Raw genomic sequence first — 15344 nt, forward strand, 5'->3', positions numbered from 1 at the left:
GACCTCGGGAACGGTCAGCGCATCCGGCCGACCGCGCCTCGCAGGCGTCGCACGTCCCGCAGGCGCGCCTCGTAGGTCGCGCCGACGACCACGAGCAGCACCCCGCCCAGCGCCATCGGCACCCATCGGGGCACCAGCACGACCACCTCCGCGATCCACGGCGCCAGCTCGTGCAGGGCGACGACGGCCAGGGTCAGCCCGCCCAGGACCGCCGGGGCCTGGAGCCGGAACCGGGCACCGGCCAGCAGCACGGCCAGCGAGACCGTGCCGAGCAGCAGCGGCCGGAGCCAGCCCGAGCCGGTGAGCAGCGCGAGCATGCCGGGTACCAGGCTGGAGACGAGTCCGGGACCGTAGGCGACCCAGGACGACGTCTCCCCTCCGCGCGCCCGCCACCAGCCGAACGCCAGCAGCACCAGCGAGAACGGGACCGTGTACGCCTCGATCACGCTGATGTCGGAGGCGAGCAGCCGTAGCCACGAGGCCAGCAGCAGGAAACCCGTTCCGGCGTATCCGGCCCATCGGCGATCGGGCCGCAGCGCCGTACCGGCCATCAGCACGCCCGTCACGGCGCACGCCAGGCTCGCAAGCGGCAGGTCGGCCGAGGCGAGCGGCAGTCCCGCCCCCGCGAGGACGTACCCCGCCGCCTCCACACCGACCGCGAACGTCGTCCTCCTGAACCGGCCCGCCACGGCCGCCGCCGCGCAGGCCACGGCGAGCGGGCCGAACGCCGCGTGCCGTACCGGCCAGTCCAGCGCCAGCCCGGCCGCCAGTGCCTCCCCGCCCGCCAGCAGCACCGCCAGCCCCGCCGCGACCGGCGCCACCGCCCGTTCCCCGAACGCGACCGCCGCCTCCGCCCCGGCCCTTCCCCTGGCCCTCGCCTGGTCACCCAGCACGACCGCCACGGCGATCACCGCCACGGCGGGAAGGACGAGCAGGGTCGCGGGCTCGCTCATGAGGGCCCAGGAGATCGCGACGAAGGCGGTCCACAGCGCCGCCACTCCGCCGAAGACCGCGTTCGCGCGGCTCCGCGCCGCCATCCACGCCGTCGGGACGGTACCGGCGACGAACAGCCCCAGCTCCACCCCGTACGGCAGGGCGACCGACACCGGCAGTGCCACCACCACCGCGGGCCAGGCGAGCAGCGCCGCCCTGGTCGCGCCCCTGCGCCGCGCGACCTGCCAGGAGACCAGCACCGCCGCCGCGGCGACGAGACCGACCACCACCGCGAGCAGCGGATGGCCGCCCGAGGGGCCTGTCACGGCCGTCCACGGCCGTACGAGGGGGCGGTGGAAACCGAGGGTCGCGGTGACGGCGGCGTGCGCGGAGACGACCGCGAGCACCGCCAGCACGGCGCTCAGCACCAGCCCGGCGGACCGCCGGAGATCACCGTTCTCCCCCGGCGCGCCCTCGGGCGAGGGCCTGGCCGGTGAGCCGCCGCGCAGCGCGAGAAGCGCCGCGAGCACCGCACCGGCGGCCAGCGACAGGGACAGGCCGTCACCCGCTGGAAGCCACCGGGTCCCGGCGGCGACCGCCCACATCAGGCCGGTCGCCGAGAGCACACCGGCGACCAGCGAGACCGCCGCCGCCTCACGTACCCGGGCCGCGAACGCCGCCGCGCCCCACGCGACGAGCAGGACGCCGAGCGTCGCGTACGTGCTGGACCGCTCGGCGAGCGCGGTGGCCGTCGCCACCGCGGACACCGCGCCGGAGGCGAGCGCGAGGGCCCCCGCCCACCGCGGCCGGCCGGCCAGGGTCATACCGGTCACGAGGACGACGGCCAGCGCCGACAGGACCACGAGGTCCGCCCCGTGCCCCCAGCCGAAGGCGACGGGGGCGACGGCCACCGCGAGGGTCCCGGCGGCGAGCGCGGCGAACCCCATGGAGGCCCGCCCCCGGGCGGCCGCCAGTGCCGAGGCGACGGCCAGCAGCCCCGACACGACCGGGAACTGCGGGAACGGCGCGATCAGCCGGGCATCGGCGAAGCCCGGAGATCCCGACCACACATCGCCGAGCCGGTTGAACGGGGCGACCAGGGTGAAGATCACATCGTTCGCGAAAGGCAGTGCGGTGAGCACCGCCAGCACCCCGGCGGAGACGGCACCGGCCGAGCGGACCCGCGGCTCGTCCAGGCCGGGCGCGTACAGCATGACCGCCACGGTGACCAGGGCCGCCACCGTGTACGGTACGGCCCACCAGGTGAGCGGCAGCGGCCAGGCGGGGGCCGCCAGTCCCGCCGTCAGCGTGAGCGCCGAGACGGCGGTGACGACCCAGAGGCGGTCCGTGTTCCTTACCTTCCGCGCGACCGCGAACCCGATCACCGCCAGCGTGACCAGCAACAGGGCGTCCCTGAGCGAGACGATCGCCGGAACGTCGCGGGGGAACGGGCTCGGCGTCTTTCTCGGGAGTGATTCCAGGAGGCCGTGACACACCCCCAGCCCCCACACCACGCCGAAACAGACCGCGACCGTCTTCCGTGGCCCGCGGCCGCCGGGCTCGGAAGTCCGGCCCGCCACGCGGAACGCCAGGAACGCCAGGAACGCGGCGTCGGCGGCGGCCGTGGCGGCGAGCGCGGCGGTGATCCACGGCGTCGTCTCGCCGAGAGCGAGCAGCGGGAGCGGGAACTGGGCGAGGACGATCGCGACGGGCAGCGGCAGTCGCAGCGAAAGAAGCCGCGAGTAGCCCGCCATGACGAGCGCGACCAGGGCGAACAGCAGGGCGGCGTAATGGAGTACGGCCATGCCGTCGGCCCCGGCCAGCCCCGTCCGCCGGGCCGCGTAGCCGTCCAGGAAGAGCAGCGCCGCGCCGAGCATCGCGATGGTCTCGGCGGTGGTGACGAGCCCGCGCCTCACCAGGAGCGTCGGCGCGGCGAAGGTCAGCCCGGTGAGGGCGGCCAGGATCGCCGCCCGGCCGCCGAGGCCCATGCTCCCCCAGCTGACCACCGTGAACACCACGGCCGCGACGGCCAGCAGCAGCCCGCCGAGGCCGAGCAGCAGGTTCTGCACCGCCTGAGGCGAGAAGTCCTTCCCCGGCTCGGGCACCGCCTCCGGCCGCCCGGCGGGTCCGCCATCGGTCGGGTGTTCCCGCTCCTGCCCGGCCGGTTCCTGCCCGGCCCGCTCCCGTCCGGCCCGCTCCCGTCCGGCCGGTTCCTTCCCGGCTCGTTCCTCCCTGAGCAGGCCGAGCAGGTGACCGCGCCGGATGAGAAGCTCCGCCTCGCGGGCGCGCAGCCCCGCGAGGGCACCGTCGAGCCGCCACAGTTCGGCCGCCACCGGCCCTCTCAGAGGCAGCGCGCAGCGCGGGCAGCGCTCGTGCGTCCCCGCGATGGGGGCCGAGCACTCAGGGCAGCCCACCGGCGAGGAGGAGCGGGGGCTCGACGCCGAGTTCTCGTCATGCATGGTCCGAAGGATGGCGCAAGCGGCTTGCCGCCCGCTTGCGTCGGATCACTCAACCGGGTCTGAGTACCTCAGCGGGTCTGAGTATCCCAGCGGGTTCTGCGGGTTCTGCGGGTTCAGCGGGTTCTGCGGGCGATCAGGGTGATGACGCCGATGGCGCCCGCGGCGATGGCCAGCCAGAGGAGCACGGCCGAGGTCGGTATCCCCGTGTCCGTGCCGGTGCCGTCCTCATCGGCCTTCGCCCCGGCGGCCGGCGTGGGCTCCGGAGCGCCGGTGACACCGGAGACCGGGGTGGGAGCCGCCTGGCGCCGGGCGGACGTGGGCTCGGGAGCCGCCGCGTCGAGGATCTTCGCGGGCAGCGGCACCCGGTAGACCGGGCTGCGGCTTCCCTCGCTGCCGGTCAGCAGGTACCTGCCGTCGCGCGTGTAGGTGATCGACTCGGCCTGCCGCAGCTCCGGCATCGTCACCCGGGCGATCTGCTCTCCCGGCGCGCGGTAGACCGTGGCGGAGAAGTAGGTACGGATCACGAAGCTCGACCCGTCGGGGGCGTAGGCGGCGTCGGTGGCCATGATGGGCGCGGAGCCGACCTTGCGGAGCACGTTGACCCTGTCGGCGCGCAGCCGCTTCGGAGCCTGGTAGACGGCACCGGCGAACTGCTTGGTGACGATGTGGAGGCGACCGGTCCGGGGGTGCACCATGATGCCCTCGGCGTTGTGCCCGCCGTCCTCGTAGCGGAACCGGTAGCGCACGGCGGGGACGACGGCGTCACTCAGCGTGGCGGGCTCCGCCACCTTGTACACGGAGATGTCGGGCCATGCCCCTTCGAGGTTGTCGCCGATGTCGGCGAACCAGAGCACTCCCCGCCCTGTCCGCGGATCGGTGGAGGCCGCCATGCCCTCCCAGTCGCGGGAGGCCGCGCCACGCAGGGTGAAGGTCGCGCGGGTCCGCCCGTCGGGGCCGACCGCGAAGAAGACCGGCCCCGCGGAGCTGTCGTTGTGGGTGTAGTAGACGTCCTTGCCGGTCGGTGAGACCGCCAGCCCGCTCGACTCGGTGATCCGGCTGTCCTTGAAGCGGAAGAGGATCCGCTCCCCTCCGTCCGCCCGTCCGGTACCCGTCGGTACGCCCTGCGCCGCCCCTCGCGCCGCCCCCGCCCGCGTACCGTGTCCCGCGTCCCCCCGGACTCCCTGCCCCTCGCCCGCCCACGCGCCCTGTCCCGCGAGGACCGCGGCCGTGGCCAGGCCGGCCACGGCGAACACGCGAACCAGGACTTCCCCCGCCTTACTCAGCATTCAGCCATCATGCCCCGGCGGTACGCGCGAGCGTCACAGACGTGGCGGGTCCGGCCGACACGGGTTTCCTCGCGAATCCGCTCGCCTGGAGTGCGCTCCAGGTACCTAGTGTGAGGGTATGGATTACACGCAGCTTGGCCGTACCGGCCTGAAGGTCAGCCGCCTTTGCCTGGGCACGATGAACTTCGGCCCCTTGACCACGGAGGAAGACTCTTTCGCGATCATGGACCACGCCCATGAGCTGGGGATCAACTTCTTCGACACCGCCAACGTCTACGGCTGGAAGAAGGGCGAGGGCATCACCGAGCAGATCATCGGCCGTTGGTTCGCCAAGGGGGGCGGGCGCCGCGAGAAGACGGTGATCGCCACGAAGCTCTACGGCTCGATGGGGGACTGGCCCAACGAGGGCCAGCTGTCCGCGCTCAACATCCGCCGCGCCGCCGACGCGTCGCTGAAGCGGATGCAGACCGACCACATCGACCTCTACCAGGCGCATCACGTCGACCGGAACACCCCGTTCGACGAGTTCTGGGAGGCCATGGACATCCTCAAGCAGCAGGGCAAGATCCTGTACGTCGGGTCGTCCAACTTCGCGGGCTGGCACATCGCCAAGGCCCAGGAGAGCGCGCGGCGCCGCAACAGCGTCGGCCTGGTCTCCGAGCAGTCCCACTACAACCTGGTCGTCCGCGCACCGGAGCTCGAGGTGATCCCGGCGGCCGAGGACTACGGTGTGGGCCTGATCCCGTGGAGCCCGCTCGCGGGCGGCCTGCTCGGCGGCATCCTCCGGAAGATCGACAAGGGGCGTTCGGCCTCGGAGCAGATCACCAAGCAGCTGGACAAGCACCGCGACAAGATCGAGCGTTACGAGGAGTTCTGCGACGAGCTGGGCGAGGATCCGGCGAACGTCGGCCTGGCGTGGCTGCTCCACCAGAAGGTCGTCACCGCGCCGATCATCGGGCCGCGCACGCTCGACCAGCTTGACGGCGTCACCAGGGCACTGGAGATCGTTCTGGACGAGAAGGCACTGGCCCGCCTGGACGAGATCTTCCCCGGCTTCAAGACGGCGCCCGAGCACTACGCCTGGTGAACGGTGTCGCCGGGCGGCACCCGAACGAACGGGGATTCCCTGGCGGCACCTGAGCCGGGAATGTCCGGGAGACACCTGAACGGGCCGGGAGCGGGCCGGTTGACCGCCGCGAGATCCGGGAACCCGAGAACACGGCCGGGAGGGACATGGTCGCCGGGCGGCTGGAAGACGGCCGCCCGGCGGCTAGGACACGAGGGCGCCGATCACCACGAGGAGCACGAGCAGTGCGAGCACCGTGGGCAGCAGCCAGCGACGGGGACGATCCACGTCCTGGAGCCTAGCCCTGCCCAGGGGGTGCCGGGGCCGTCAGATGCCATTCCTCGACCGTCTCGTAGCGAGCCCCGCCCCCGCCGGTGGTCCCGCCCCCGAAGTCGCTCCGCATCAGGTGCACCGTCCCCGCCTCCCACGCGGCTCCTGAGAACGTCCCGAACGCCTCGACCAGAGCGCTCACGTCCGTGTCGGCGCGGCACCGGGCCAGGCTCAGATGCGGCGTGAACCGCCGGCGATCCGTCTGCCCGGCTCCGGCCTCCAGCGCCCCGGCCCCCACCTGACCGGCGAGGCGGGCGAGATCGGCGCGGTCGCCCCCCAAACCGGTCAGGAAGACCCGCGCCCGGCCCGCCGAGGGAAACGCCCCGGCACCGGTGAAGGACAGCGTCATCGGCGGGTGGCGCGTGGCGGCGTCGGCGAGCCGCGCCCGTAGCTCGGGCAGCACCCGGTCGGGCACCTCCCCGAGGAACGACAGCGTCACATGCCAGCTCGCCGGGTCCAGCCAGCGGAGCCCCGGCCAGCGCGGCCGGTGGGCTTCGAGGGCGAGGATGAGCTCATCGCGCGCCGGTGGCGGCGGCAGCAACCCCACGAACAGCCGCATGCGACCTCCTGCTGATCACCTTTGTCAGCATTATGGCCACCCCGGAGCCGATCAGGGTGAGCGCGCCGCCCACCATGACCCCCGCGCGCGGGCCGCCCAGCTCGGAGATCCAGCCGAGCAGCAGCGCGCCGAAGGGGGCTCCCCCGGTGAACACGAGCACGTAGATCCCCATCACCCGGCCGCGCATCTCCGGCGAGGTGGCGAGCTGCACGCTGGCGTTGGCCGCGGTGTTCACCGAGATCAACGCGATACCGGCGGGCACCAGGGAGACCAGGTAGAGGGGGTACCACGGCGCCAGGCCGCTGACGATCTGGAACAGGCCGAACGCGACCGCGCCGCCGACCAGCAGCCGCCGGCTGGGCCGTACCCGCCGCGCCGCCATGAGCGCGCCCGCCAGCGCGCCGACCGCGAACATGCTGGAGGCCAGCCCGAACGAGGCCGCGCCCGCCCCGAAGACCTGGCGCGCCATGAGCGCGATCGACATCGAGAACGACTGCGTGAACAACGAGACGAAGGCGATCAGCAGTATCGGCATGAGCAGCTCGGGCCGCACCATCACGTAGCGCAGACCCTCGCGGAGCTGCCCCTTGGCCCTCGGCACCGGTTCCGGGGTGGTCAGCTCGGAGGTGCGCATGAGCATCAGGCCGGCGAGCACGCCCGCGAAGGACAGCGCGTTCATCAGGAAGATCGGGCCGGTGCCGCCGAGCGCGTAGATCAGGACACCCGCGACGGCCGGACCGACCACGCGGGCCAGGTTGAAACTCGACGCGTTCAGCGCGATCGCGTTGGACAGGTCCTTGCGGCCGACCATCTCCACGACGAACGACTGCCGGGTCGGCACCTCGACGCAGGCGATGAGGCCGAGCAGGAACGCCATCACGAACACCTGCCAGACCCGGGCCGAGCCGGTCACGACGAGCACGCCCATGGTGAGCGCCAGCAGGCCCATGAGCGACTGGGCGACGATCAGCAGTCGCCGCTTGGGATAGCGGTCGGCGAGCATGCCGCCCCAGAGGCCGAAGAGCAGCAACGGCAGGAACTGCAGCATGACGGTCACGCCCAGTGCGAAGGCGCTGCCGTTCGTCAGGTCGAGCACCAGCAGGTCCTGCGCGGTGCGCTGCATCCACGAGCCGACGTTGGAGACCACGCCTCCGGCCGCGAACAGCCGGTAGTTGTAGACGCGCAGGGACCGGAACATCCCGCCCCGCGTCTCGGGCACGGGCTGGGCCGTCCCGCTCTCCGTGGCCTGGAACTCGTTCGCGGTGGCGGCGGCCCTCGCGGCCCGCCACCGCCGGACCCTCGCCCTCAGCCCGGTCTTCCCGCCGGGCTCCCGGCCCGGTCCCTCCTGCGGTTTCGTCCCTGGTTCTCCGCCCGGCGCGGCGGATGCCCCGGCGTCGCGCGGGGTCGCCGGGGCCTCGGGTTCCTCGGGGTCGGCTAGATCCGGCTGAGCTTCTCCAGTATCGGAGCCGCCTGCCGGAGCGTCGCCCTCTCCTCGGGTGTCAGCTCCTTCAGCCGTTGCGTCAGCCACGCCTCCTTGAGGCGACGCTCCTCCCTCAGCAGGGTTGAGCCCTGCTCGGTCACGCCCACGGTCACCTGGCGCCGGTCGGTCGGGTGCGGTGTACGTGACACCAGCTCCCGCTCGGCCAGCACGGCGATCACGCGGGTCATCGAGGGCGGCTGGACCTTCTCCAACTCGGCCAATTCGCCGGGGGTTATCCCGGAATGCCGTTCTACGGCGGCGAGCGTCGCGAGCTGGGTGGGCGTCAGCGAGTGCACCGCGGCCTGCCTGCGCAGGCGTCTGTTCAGTCGTGCCAGCGACACGCGCAGAGCCGAAGCCAGACCGGCGTCGCTGCGCAGGTTCGCGACGTGGTCCTTCCTGGGGTCCTTCATCATTTGCGTAACTCATTAGCTTTGCTAACAATATATGGACGCACGCGATTCCCTCCAGCGGGTTTCCTACTCGGAGCGGGCCGTACAGCGTGCCAGACGGATGAGGGATCGCCAACCCCGCCCCGAGCGCCGGGCTCCGCCCCCCGGAAACCCGGGGAAAAGCGCAGGAGATCCGAGGGGTTCGCCGCGCGGGGCTCCTGTTGGAAGCGCCAGCGGATCTGGCCGTACTTCCCCTTGCGGAAGCCGAAAGCCCTCGACGGGGCGACCTCGTACACCAGAACCGCCATTTTATCTCTTCGCGCTCCCGCGCTCCTGGGGGGACCGGCCGCCCCGCGCTCCCGGTGATCGGGGCGACCGGCCGGACGGGATTCCGCCCGCCTGGGCAGCCGTCCGATTCGCGGACTCCGGATCTCATCCGATTCTCAGACAGGGATGAGAGGGGTCTCATGTGGTCGCCCGACCATCGGTCCGGTAGGTGCTTCACATCGGACTAGGAGTCACATGAACCGCACCAAGCGCATGATCATCATCGCCGGCGTCGGCGCCGCTCTGGCCGGCGGACTGGCCGTCCCCGTGGCGGCCTGGGCGACCAGTCCCACCCCCACGCCGTCGTCCCCCTCTCCGGTGACCCCCGGTACCGGCCACGACGGCGCCGAGCACGGCCCCCGCGGGGGCCACGGCGGTCCCGGCGTCCGTGGCCATCACGGGGAGATGGCCGCCAAACTCGCCGAGATCCTCGGTGTCGACGAGGCCAAGGTCACCGCGGCCCTGGAGGAGCTCCGGAAGGAGGGCGGACCGGGCCGCCCGCCCAAGGACGCCGAGCAGGCCGCCCCGCGGGAGGAGGCCGGGCAGGCCGCCGTACGGGCCAGGGCCGAGGCCCTGGCCGCCAAGCTCGGTCTCACGGCGGACAAGGTCGCCGCCGCACTGGAGACGCTCCACCGGCAACGCGGCGCCGAGGCCGAGGCGGCCATGGCCGAACGGCTGAAGGCGGCCGTCACCGCCGGCACGCTCACCCAGGCCGAATCCGACGCCGTCCTCAAGGCGTACCGCGCGGGGCTGCTCCCCGGTGGCCCCAGAGGGCGCTAGGAGAGCACGACGGCACGCGGGCCCGGCCAGAGAAACAGGACGGCACGCGGGCCGTGGCCCCGGAGGGCACTGAGCACGACGGCGCACGGGAGGGGGCGCTGAGCAGGACGCGGAAGCCCTTCCACGAAGGACGACCTTTCCCCGCAAGCGATGATCGTCAGGCCGGGCGGCCGGTCGAGCGCGTACGGGTCGTTGACCCTCACGTAGACCATATGTACGCTATTCCGAAATTACGGAATTGTCTCCCGATGGCGACCTGAGGATGCGTGCGAATGGACACGACGGAGCAGCGGCTCGCCGCTCTGGAGAGGCGGGTGGAACGGCTGGAGACTGCGCCGGTCACCCAGCGGAAGGAGCGGGCGGCCGGCGGCTCGACCGGCGACGCGCCTCTACGGTTGCTCGACCGGCTGCGCGAGCACGTCGGCGGCACCGACGACGGGCAGGCTCCCGGCCCCTTGGAGGCGACCGGCGCGATCGCGTACGCGGGAGCCGTCGGCCGCGCTGGCCGCGAGTATCTGTGGGCCAAGCAGCACACCGTTCGCGACCTTGTCAGCGCGGAGCGGTCGGGCACCGCCACCGTGCTGGAGTGCCTCGGGAGCCCGGCGCGCCTGGCGTTGCTCACCGCGGTGCTCGGCACGACACGCACCCGCGCCCAGCTCCAGGAGGTCCTCGGCGAGGCGACCTCCACCGGGCACCTCTACCACCACCTGCGCGGGTTACAGGCGGCGGGCCTGCTCGTCCAGCCCCGGCGAGGCGAGTACGAGCTCGCCGCCCACGCACTGGTCCCGCTGCTCACCGTTATCGCGGCCACCCTGGACCTGAGCGCCGGAGGCGATCAGACGGCAGGGGAAACCGGGGAGGCGGGGGAATGAGCCGGGTCTCCCGCCGGTGGCACGCACGGGGAGCGTCCGCCCGCGCCGCGTGGCGGGCCTGGGAGCGCGGGGACATCGACGAGGCCGAGCGTCTGGCCGGCCATGCCGACCGGCGGCAACACGCGCACCTCCGGTTCCTGACCAGCTACGTGCGCGGAGACTACGAGCAGGCGCTGACTCACTACGAGGCCGTTCGCCGCCTTTATCCGGCCTGGACGGAACTGGACGAACCCGTCGCGCACGCCTTGCTGCATCTGGACCGGCCGGCCGAGGCCCACGCGCACGTACAGCGGCGCCGGGGGAAACGACCGATGCCTCCCGACCTCGTGGCGCGGATGGATCACCCGCTGAGAGTCGAGCTCGACCGCACGACCGTCCTTCCCTTCGCCGACCACGCGCTGGCGCCCTACCTGCCCGCCGTGGACGCCACGCTCGACGGCCACCCCGTACGCGCCCACATCGACACCGGCGGGACGTTCCTCGTCATGGGAACCGGGCGCGCCGAAGCGCTGGGCATCCGGCTGACCCCCGACGGAAAGGATCATCACGGTACGACCCGCACCGACCTCTACACCGGGATCGCCAGGGAGCTGACGCTCGGCGACGCCGTCCTGACCAACGTTCCGGTGGAGGCCATGCCGACGCTGCGCGGCGACCAGGATCTCGTCATCATCGGCACCAACGTGCTGCAGCGGTTTCTCACCACCGTCGACCACCCCCGCGGGCGCCTGCTCCTGTCGCGACGCCGCGACCCACGGCAGGCGGCCGACCATCTCGCGCTTCTCGACGACCAGCCGGAACTCGCCCGGATCCCCTTCTACCTGTGGGCGGACCACTACATGTTCGCCCGCGGAGGCTTCGGCACCCGGCAGGACCTCAATTTCTTCATCGACTCCGGACTGGTCTACGTCATCCAGGAGGACGGCTCACCGCCCCGCCAGGCATGCCTCTACACGACCGCGCGGCGATACCGCTCCTGGGGTGTGAGTCGGGCCCGCGCGACCCGCCCGCACTTCGTCGTCGACGAACCGATCCACCTGGGACCGCTTCGCCAGGACGACCAGTTCGTGGCCACGACCCCGACCCGGCGCGTGCCCTGGGCATCGTTCGGCGGCGTACGCGTCGACGGCCTGCTGTCCCATGCCTTCCTCGACAAGTACGCCTGGACCCTCGACTTCGACCGGCACGAATACACGTTCCGACACCCCGTACCGCTTGCGTGACCCGCATCGGCGGACGGTCCAGCAAACCCATGTGCGGCTGCTACCTGAACTGTATGCTTGGAAACCTACAGTTTAGGAGGCATCAGTGCTCAAGCCGTCCCGTCTGCTTGCACGCGACTCTGAATGGTCCACACTCATCGAGTTCGTCACGCATCCCGACCCCCATCTGCGACTGGCGGTCCTGTCAGGACGGCGGCGGGTCGGCAAGAGTTACCTCCTCCGCACGCTGGCCGACACGATGGACGGCCTTTATGTCTCCGCTGTCGCAGAGGAGGGCACGGTGACCGCACGGCAGCGATTCGCCGACGACCTCGCGCGATACGCGGGAGTGAGCTCCGGCCTCTTCCGCGACGATGCCGGCTGGGAGTCTCTCCTCGATTCGGCGATCAGCCTGACCATACGACGACGCGGCGCCTCCGGATTGCTGGTCATCGACGAACTGCCCTACTGGATGACGCACTCTCCGGAGCTTCCCGGCCTGCTCCAGCTGCTCTACGACCGTTCACAGACCGGTCACGGCCACGAGGGCGGACGAGTGATCGTCTGCGGATCGGCCATGTCCGTGATGAACGATCTCCTGTCCGGCACGAAGGCGCTGCGCGGGCGGGCGGCCGTCGACATGCGTCTCCAGCCGTTCGATCCGAGCACCACCGCACGGCACTGGGGCGTCGACGATTTGGCGACCGCCCTGCGACTGCACGCCACGCTCGGCGGATCTCCCGGATACCGCAACCTGACCTCGGTGCCTTCGCCTCAGACCCCGCAGGAGTTCGACGCCTGGATCCCGGCGACGGTTCTCAATCCCGGCCAGGCGCTCTTCTCGCGGAGCGAGGCGGAGTACCTGCTGCGGGAGGACCCGCGGTTCACCGGGAGCTCACTCCATTACGCGATCATCAACGCGGTCGCCACCGGCGCCACCAGTCCAACGAAGATCGGCGGACTGGTCGAACGTGATCGCACGTCCCTGACCCGTCCGCTTGAGATGCTGACGAGTTCGGGATACCTCGACTACTCGACCGACCCGCTCTGGGAGCGCCGCCCGGTGGTCACCGTCGCGGATCCCATCATCCGCTTCCACAACCTGATCACCGTTCCGAAACGGGACCTGATCGAGACGGGCGGTTCCGCCCAGGCATGGCGCGAGTCCCAGCCCACCTTCATCTCTCGCATCCTGGGCCCTCATTTCGAGGAATGCTCACGCGAGTGGCTCCGCCGCCGCACCGACCCCTCCCTCCGCGCGGGAACGAGCACGATCGCCTCGACAGTGGTCAACGATCAAGGCGGACGGGCCAAACACGAGATCGACGTCATCGCCCTGGACCGGAGGTCCGGCCGCGCCACGGTGGGGCTCATCGGGGAGGCGAAGGCCACTCTCGTAAGGCGAGGCCCCGCGGACCTGGAACGGCTCGACCGGCTGAAGGAGATCCTCCGAGGCCAGGGGCATGACGTCACCTCCACCCGGCTGGCGATCTTCTCGCTGGAGGGCTTCCACCCCGACCTCGTGACGATCGCACGCCGCCGTGGCGACGTGCTCCTCGTGGACCTGCCATCCCTCTTCGGAAAAACGGAACCCACCGTCTTGCCGACATGACCTGGAACGGACTCGGATCGCGGATGGAATGCCTGGCGCGTCGGCGACCGTCGCCCGGCGGCCGCGATCCGTCCGCCGCGGTTCCGCTCTCCGGCACGGCGGACGAGAACGCGGAAAGCCGTCACGGCGATCATCTTCTTGGGTCACCATGACGGCCTTCGGATCGTCGCTCAGCCGAGGCTGAGCAGCGCCTTGATCGGACCGAGCGCGAAATAGATCACGAACAGACCGGCGACCGTCCACATGAGCGGGTGGACCTCACGGGTCTTGCCCTTGATGGCCTTGATCAGTACGAAGGTGACGAAGCCCGCACCGATACCGGTGGCGATCGAGTACGTGAACGGCATCAGGACGATCGTGAGGAACGCCGGGATGGAGATCTCGTAGTCGGTGAAGTCGATCTCACGGATGGCGGTCATCATCAGGAAGCCGACCACGACCAGGGCGGGGGCGGCGGCCTCGTAGGGGACGACGGCGACGAGCGGCGAGACGAAGATGGCCAGCAGGAACAGCACGCCGGTGACGACGCTGGCGAGGCCGGTGCGGGCGCCCTCGCCGACACCCGCCGCCGACTCGATATAGGTCGTGTTGGAGGAGACGGAGGCCGCGCCTCCGGCCGCCGCGCCGATCGAGTCGACAAGGAGGATCTCGCGGGTTCTGGGCAGGGTGCCGTCCTCCCTGATCAGCCCGGCCTGCCCGCCGACGCCCACGATCGTGCCCATGGTGTCGAAGAAGTCGGTGATCAGGAGGGTGAAGATGAGCAGCAGGGCCAGGACGACCGAGATGGAGCCGAAGGCGCCGAGCGGATCGAACTCCCTGAACAGCACCAGCGGGTTGTTGAAGCCGAAGATCTGCTCGGGCAGCCGGGGGACGACGAGCTGCCAGCCCGCGGGGTTCGGCGGCTGGCCCGGCGTCACCGAGGCCCCGACCTTGGCGATGGCCTCGACGATGATCGCGAGGACGGTGGTGGCGATGATGCCGATCAGGATGGCGCCCTTGGTCTGGCGCGCCACCAGCAGCACGATCAGCAGCAGGCCGACCACGAAGACGAGGATCGGCCAGCTGGTCAGCGAGCCCGCGATGCCGAGTTCCAGCGGCGGCCCGGCCGCCACCCGGCGGACGAAGCCGGCGTCCACGAAGCCGATCAGGGCGATGAACAGGCCGATGCCGACGCTGATCGCCGTCTTCAACTGGGGTGGGATGGCGTTGAACACGGCGGTGCGGAACCCGGTCAGTACCAGGAGCGCGATGATCACGCCCTCCAGGAACACCAGACCCATCGCCGACTCCCAGGACATCTGCGAGGCGATGCCGTAGGTGACGAAGGCGTTCAGGCCGAGACCCGCGGCCATCGCGAAGGGGACCTTGCCGATGACCCCCATCAGGATGCTGAGCAGTCCGGCCACGAGGGCGGTGCCGGCCGCGACGAGCGGGATGTTGGGCGTGCTCCCGTCGCCGATGAACTGGCCCTCGGCGTCCTTGACGGTGGCGATGATCAAGGGGTTGAGCACGACGATGTAGGCCATCGTGAAGAACGTGGCGAACCCGCCGCGCACCTCCCGGCCCACGGACGAGCCACGGTCGGAGATGAAGAAGAAACGGTCAATCCCACTTATTTGGGTGGTTTTAACATCTTTCACTCACGCAGAGTGACAGCGGGATTCCCATCCCGGAAGACCCGGATGGTGATGGTGATGGTTTCGAGATGGATTCGCGTCTTGACGTAATCCGTTTTGCGAACAGTGGGACGTCGTCACCTAGTCTGGAGCGCGTGAACCAGCCACGACGTCCGGATCTGCAGCCGTTGAGGACCAACGACACGCTCACGATCCTCACGGGTACGGGTATGTGGGTCATCGCCCTGGTCGTGCTCCTGGTCGTGCAGCCGGATCCCGAGTACCGCTGGTGGATCTGGACCTGCGTGTCGGGCATCTGCGGCGGTCTTTTCGGCCTCTGGTACGTACGCCGCCGCAACCGCCGCCCGCCGCCCCCGCCCGAAGAGCCGATCGAGCCGACCACCGCGATCCTGTGACCCCCACGCGCTCCCGG

12 protein-coding genes are annotated in these 15344 nt (G+C 71.1%); 6 read left to right on the forward strand and 6 right to left on the reverse strand.

Annotation, left to right across the window (positions count from 1 at the left end):
* Positions 1-14 precede the first annotated feature (14 nt).
* The gene (locus ACTOQ3_RS27365) at positions 15-3392 is read right to left on the reverse strand and encodes an SCO7613 C-terminal domain-containing membrane protein (RefSeq protein ID WP_440086260.1); all 3378 of its coding nucleotides are present in this window, start codon (positions 3390-3392) and stop codon (positions 15-17) included.
* 113 nt (positions 3393-3505) lie between these two features.
* Positions 3506-4678 carry a hypothetical protein gene (locus ACTOQ3_RS27370; protein WP_440086261.1) on the reverse strand — a complete coding sequence of 391 codons (1173 nt, stop codon included), beginning with the start codon at positions 4676-4678 and terminating at the stop codon, positions 3506-3508.
* 118 nt (positions 4679-4796) lie between these two features.
* On the opposite strand from ACTOQ3_RS27370, the gene ACTOQ3_RS27375 reads away from it, so the two are divergent.
* A complete protein-coding gene (locus ACTOQ3_RS27375; protein WP_440068930.1) occupies positions 4797-5765 on the forward strand; it encodes an aldo/keto reductase in 969 nt (322 codons plus the stop codon).
* 277 nt (positions 5766-6042) lie between these two features.
* Here the strand turns inward: ACTOQ3_RS27375 and thpR are convergent, their stop codons facing one another.
* The 3 genes from thpR to ACTOQ3_RS27390 all read right to left on the reverse strand — a co-directional run bounded on the left by thpR (position 6043) and on the right by ACTOQ3_RS27390 (position 8523).
* Positions 6043-6633: an RNA 2',3'-cyclic phosphodiesterase gene (gene thpR, locus ACTOQ3_RS27380; protein WP_440086262.1), complete on the reverse strand. Its 591-nt coding sequence runs from the start codon at positions 6631-6633 to the stop codon at positions 6043-6045.
* Positions 6587-7852: an MFS transporter gene (locus ACTOQ3_RS27385; protein WP_440086263.1), complete on the reverse strand. Its 1266-nt coding sequence runs from the start codon at positions 7850-7852 to the stop codon at positions 6587-6589. The genes thpR and ACTOQ3_RS27385 overlap by 47 nt, the downstream gene beginning before the upstream one ends.
* A gap of 215 nt (positions 7853-8067) precedes the next feature.
* Entirely contained in the window at positions 8068-8523 is a 456-nt protein-coding gene (locus tag ACTOQ3_RS27390; RefSeq protein WP_440086285.1) for a MarR family winged helix-turn-helix transcriptional regulator, read from the reverse strand.
* Positions 8524-9024: 501 nt separating this feature from the next.
* Here ACTOQ3_RS27390 and ACTOQ3_RS27395 point away from each other — a divergent pair.
* The 4 genes from ACTOQ3_RS27395 (at position 9025) to ACTOQ3_RS27410 (ending at position 13295) form a co-directional block, all read left to right on the forward strand.
* The gene (locus ACTOQ3_RS27395; protein ID WP_440086264.1) at positions 9025-9609 is read left to right on the forward strand and encodes a hypothetical protein; all 585 of its coding nucleotides are present in this window, start codon (positions 9025-9027) and stop codon (positions 9607-9609) included.
* Positions 9610-9881: 272 nt separating this feature from the next.
* A complete protein-coding gene (locus ACTOQ3_RS27400; RefSeq protein WP_440086265.1) occupies positions 9882-10481 on the forward strand; it encodes a hypothetical protein in 600 nt (199 codons plus the stop codon).
* Positions 10478-11704: an aspartyl protease family protein gene (locus ACTOQ3_RS27405; protein ID WP_440086266.1), complete on the forward strand. Its 1227-nt coding sequence runs from the start codon at positions 10478-10480 to the stop codon at positions 11702-11704. The genes ACTOQ3_RS27400 and ACTOQ3_RS27405 overlap by 4 nt, the downstream gene beginning before the upstream one ends.
* 85 nt (positions 11705-11789) lie before the next feature.
* Positions 11790-13295, forward strand: a complete 1506-nt coding sequence (locus tag ACTOQ3_RS27410) for an ATP-binding protein (RefSeq protein WP_440086267.1) — start codon at positions 11790-11792, stop codon at positions 13293-13295.
* Between the two features lie 170 nt (positions 13296-13465).
* Here the strand turns inward: ACTOQ3_RS27410 and ACTOQ3_RS27415 are convergent, their stop codons facing one another.
* Positions 13466-14863 (reverse strand): NCS2 family permease, encoded by a 1398-nt coding sequence (locus ACTOQ3_RS27415; protein ID WP_440086268.1) that lies wholly within the window; start codon positions 14861-14863, stop codon positions 13466-13468.
* A gap of 203 nt (positions 14864-15066) precedes the next feature.
* On the opposite strand from ACTOQ3_RS27415, the gene ACTOQ3_RS27420 reads away from it, so the two are divergent.
* Complete coding sequence (locus ACTOQ3_RS27420) at positions 15067-15327, forward strand: DUF2530 domain-containing protein (protein WP_440086269.1); 261 nt, start codon at positions 15067-15069, stop codon at positions 15325-15327.
* The last annotated feature ends 17 nt before the right edge of the window (positions 15328-15344 follow it).

The sequence above is a fragment of the Streptosporangium sp. LJ11 genome (genome assembly GCF_051918945.1).
Taxonomy (GTDB): Bacteria; Actinomycetota; Actinomycetes; order Streptosporangiales; family Streptosporangiaceae; genus Streptosporangium.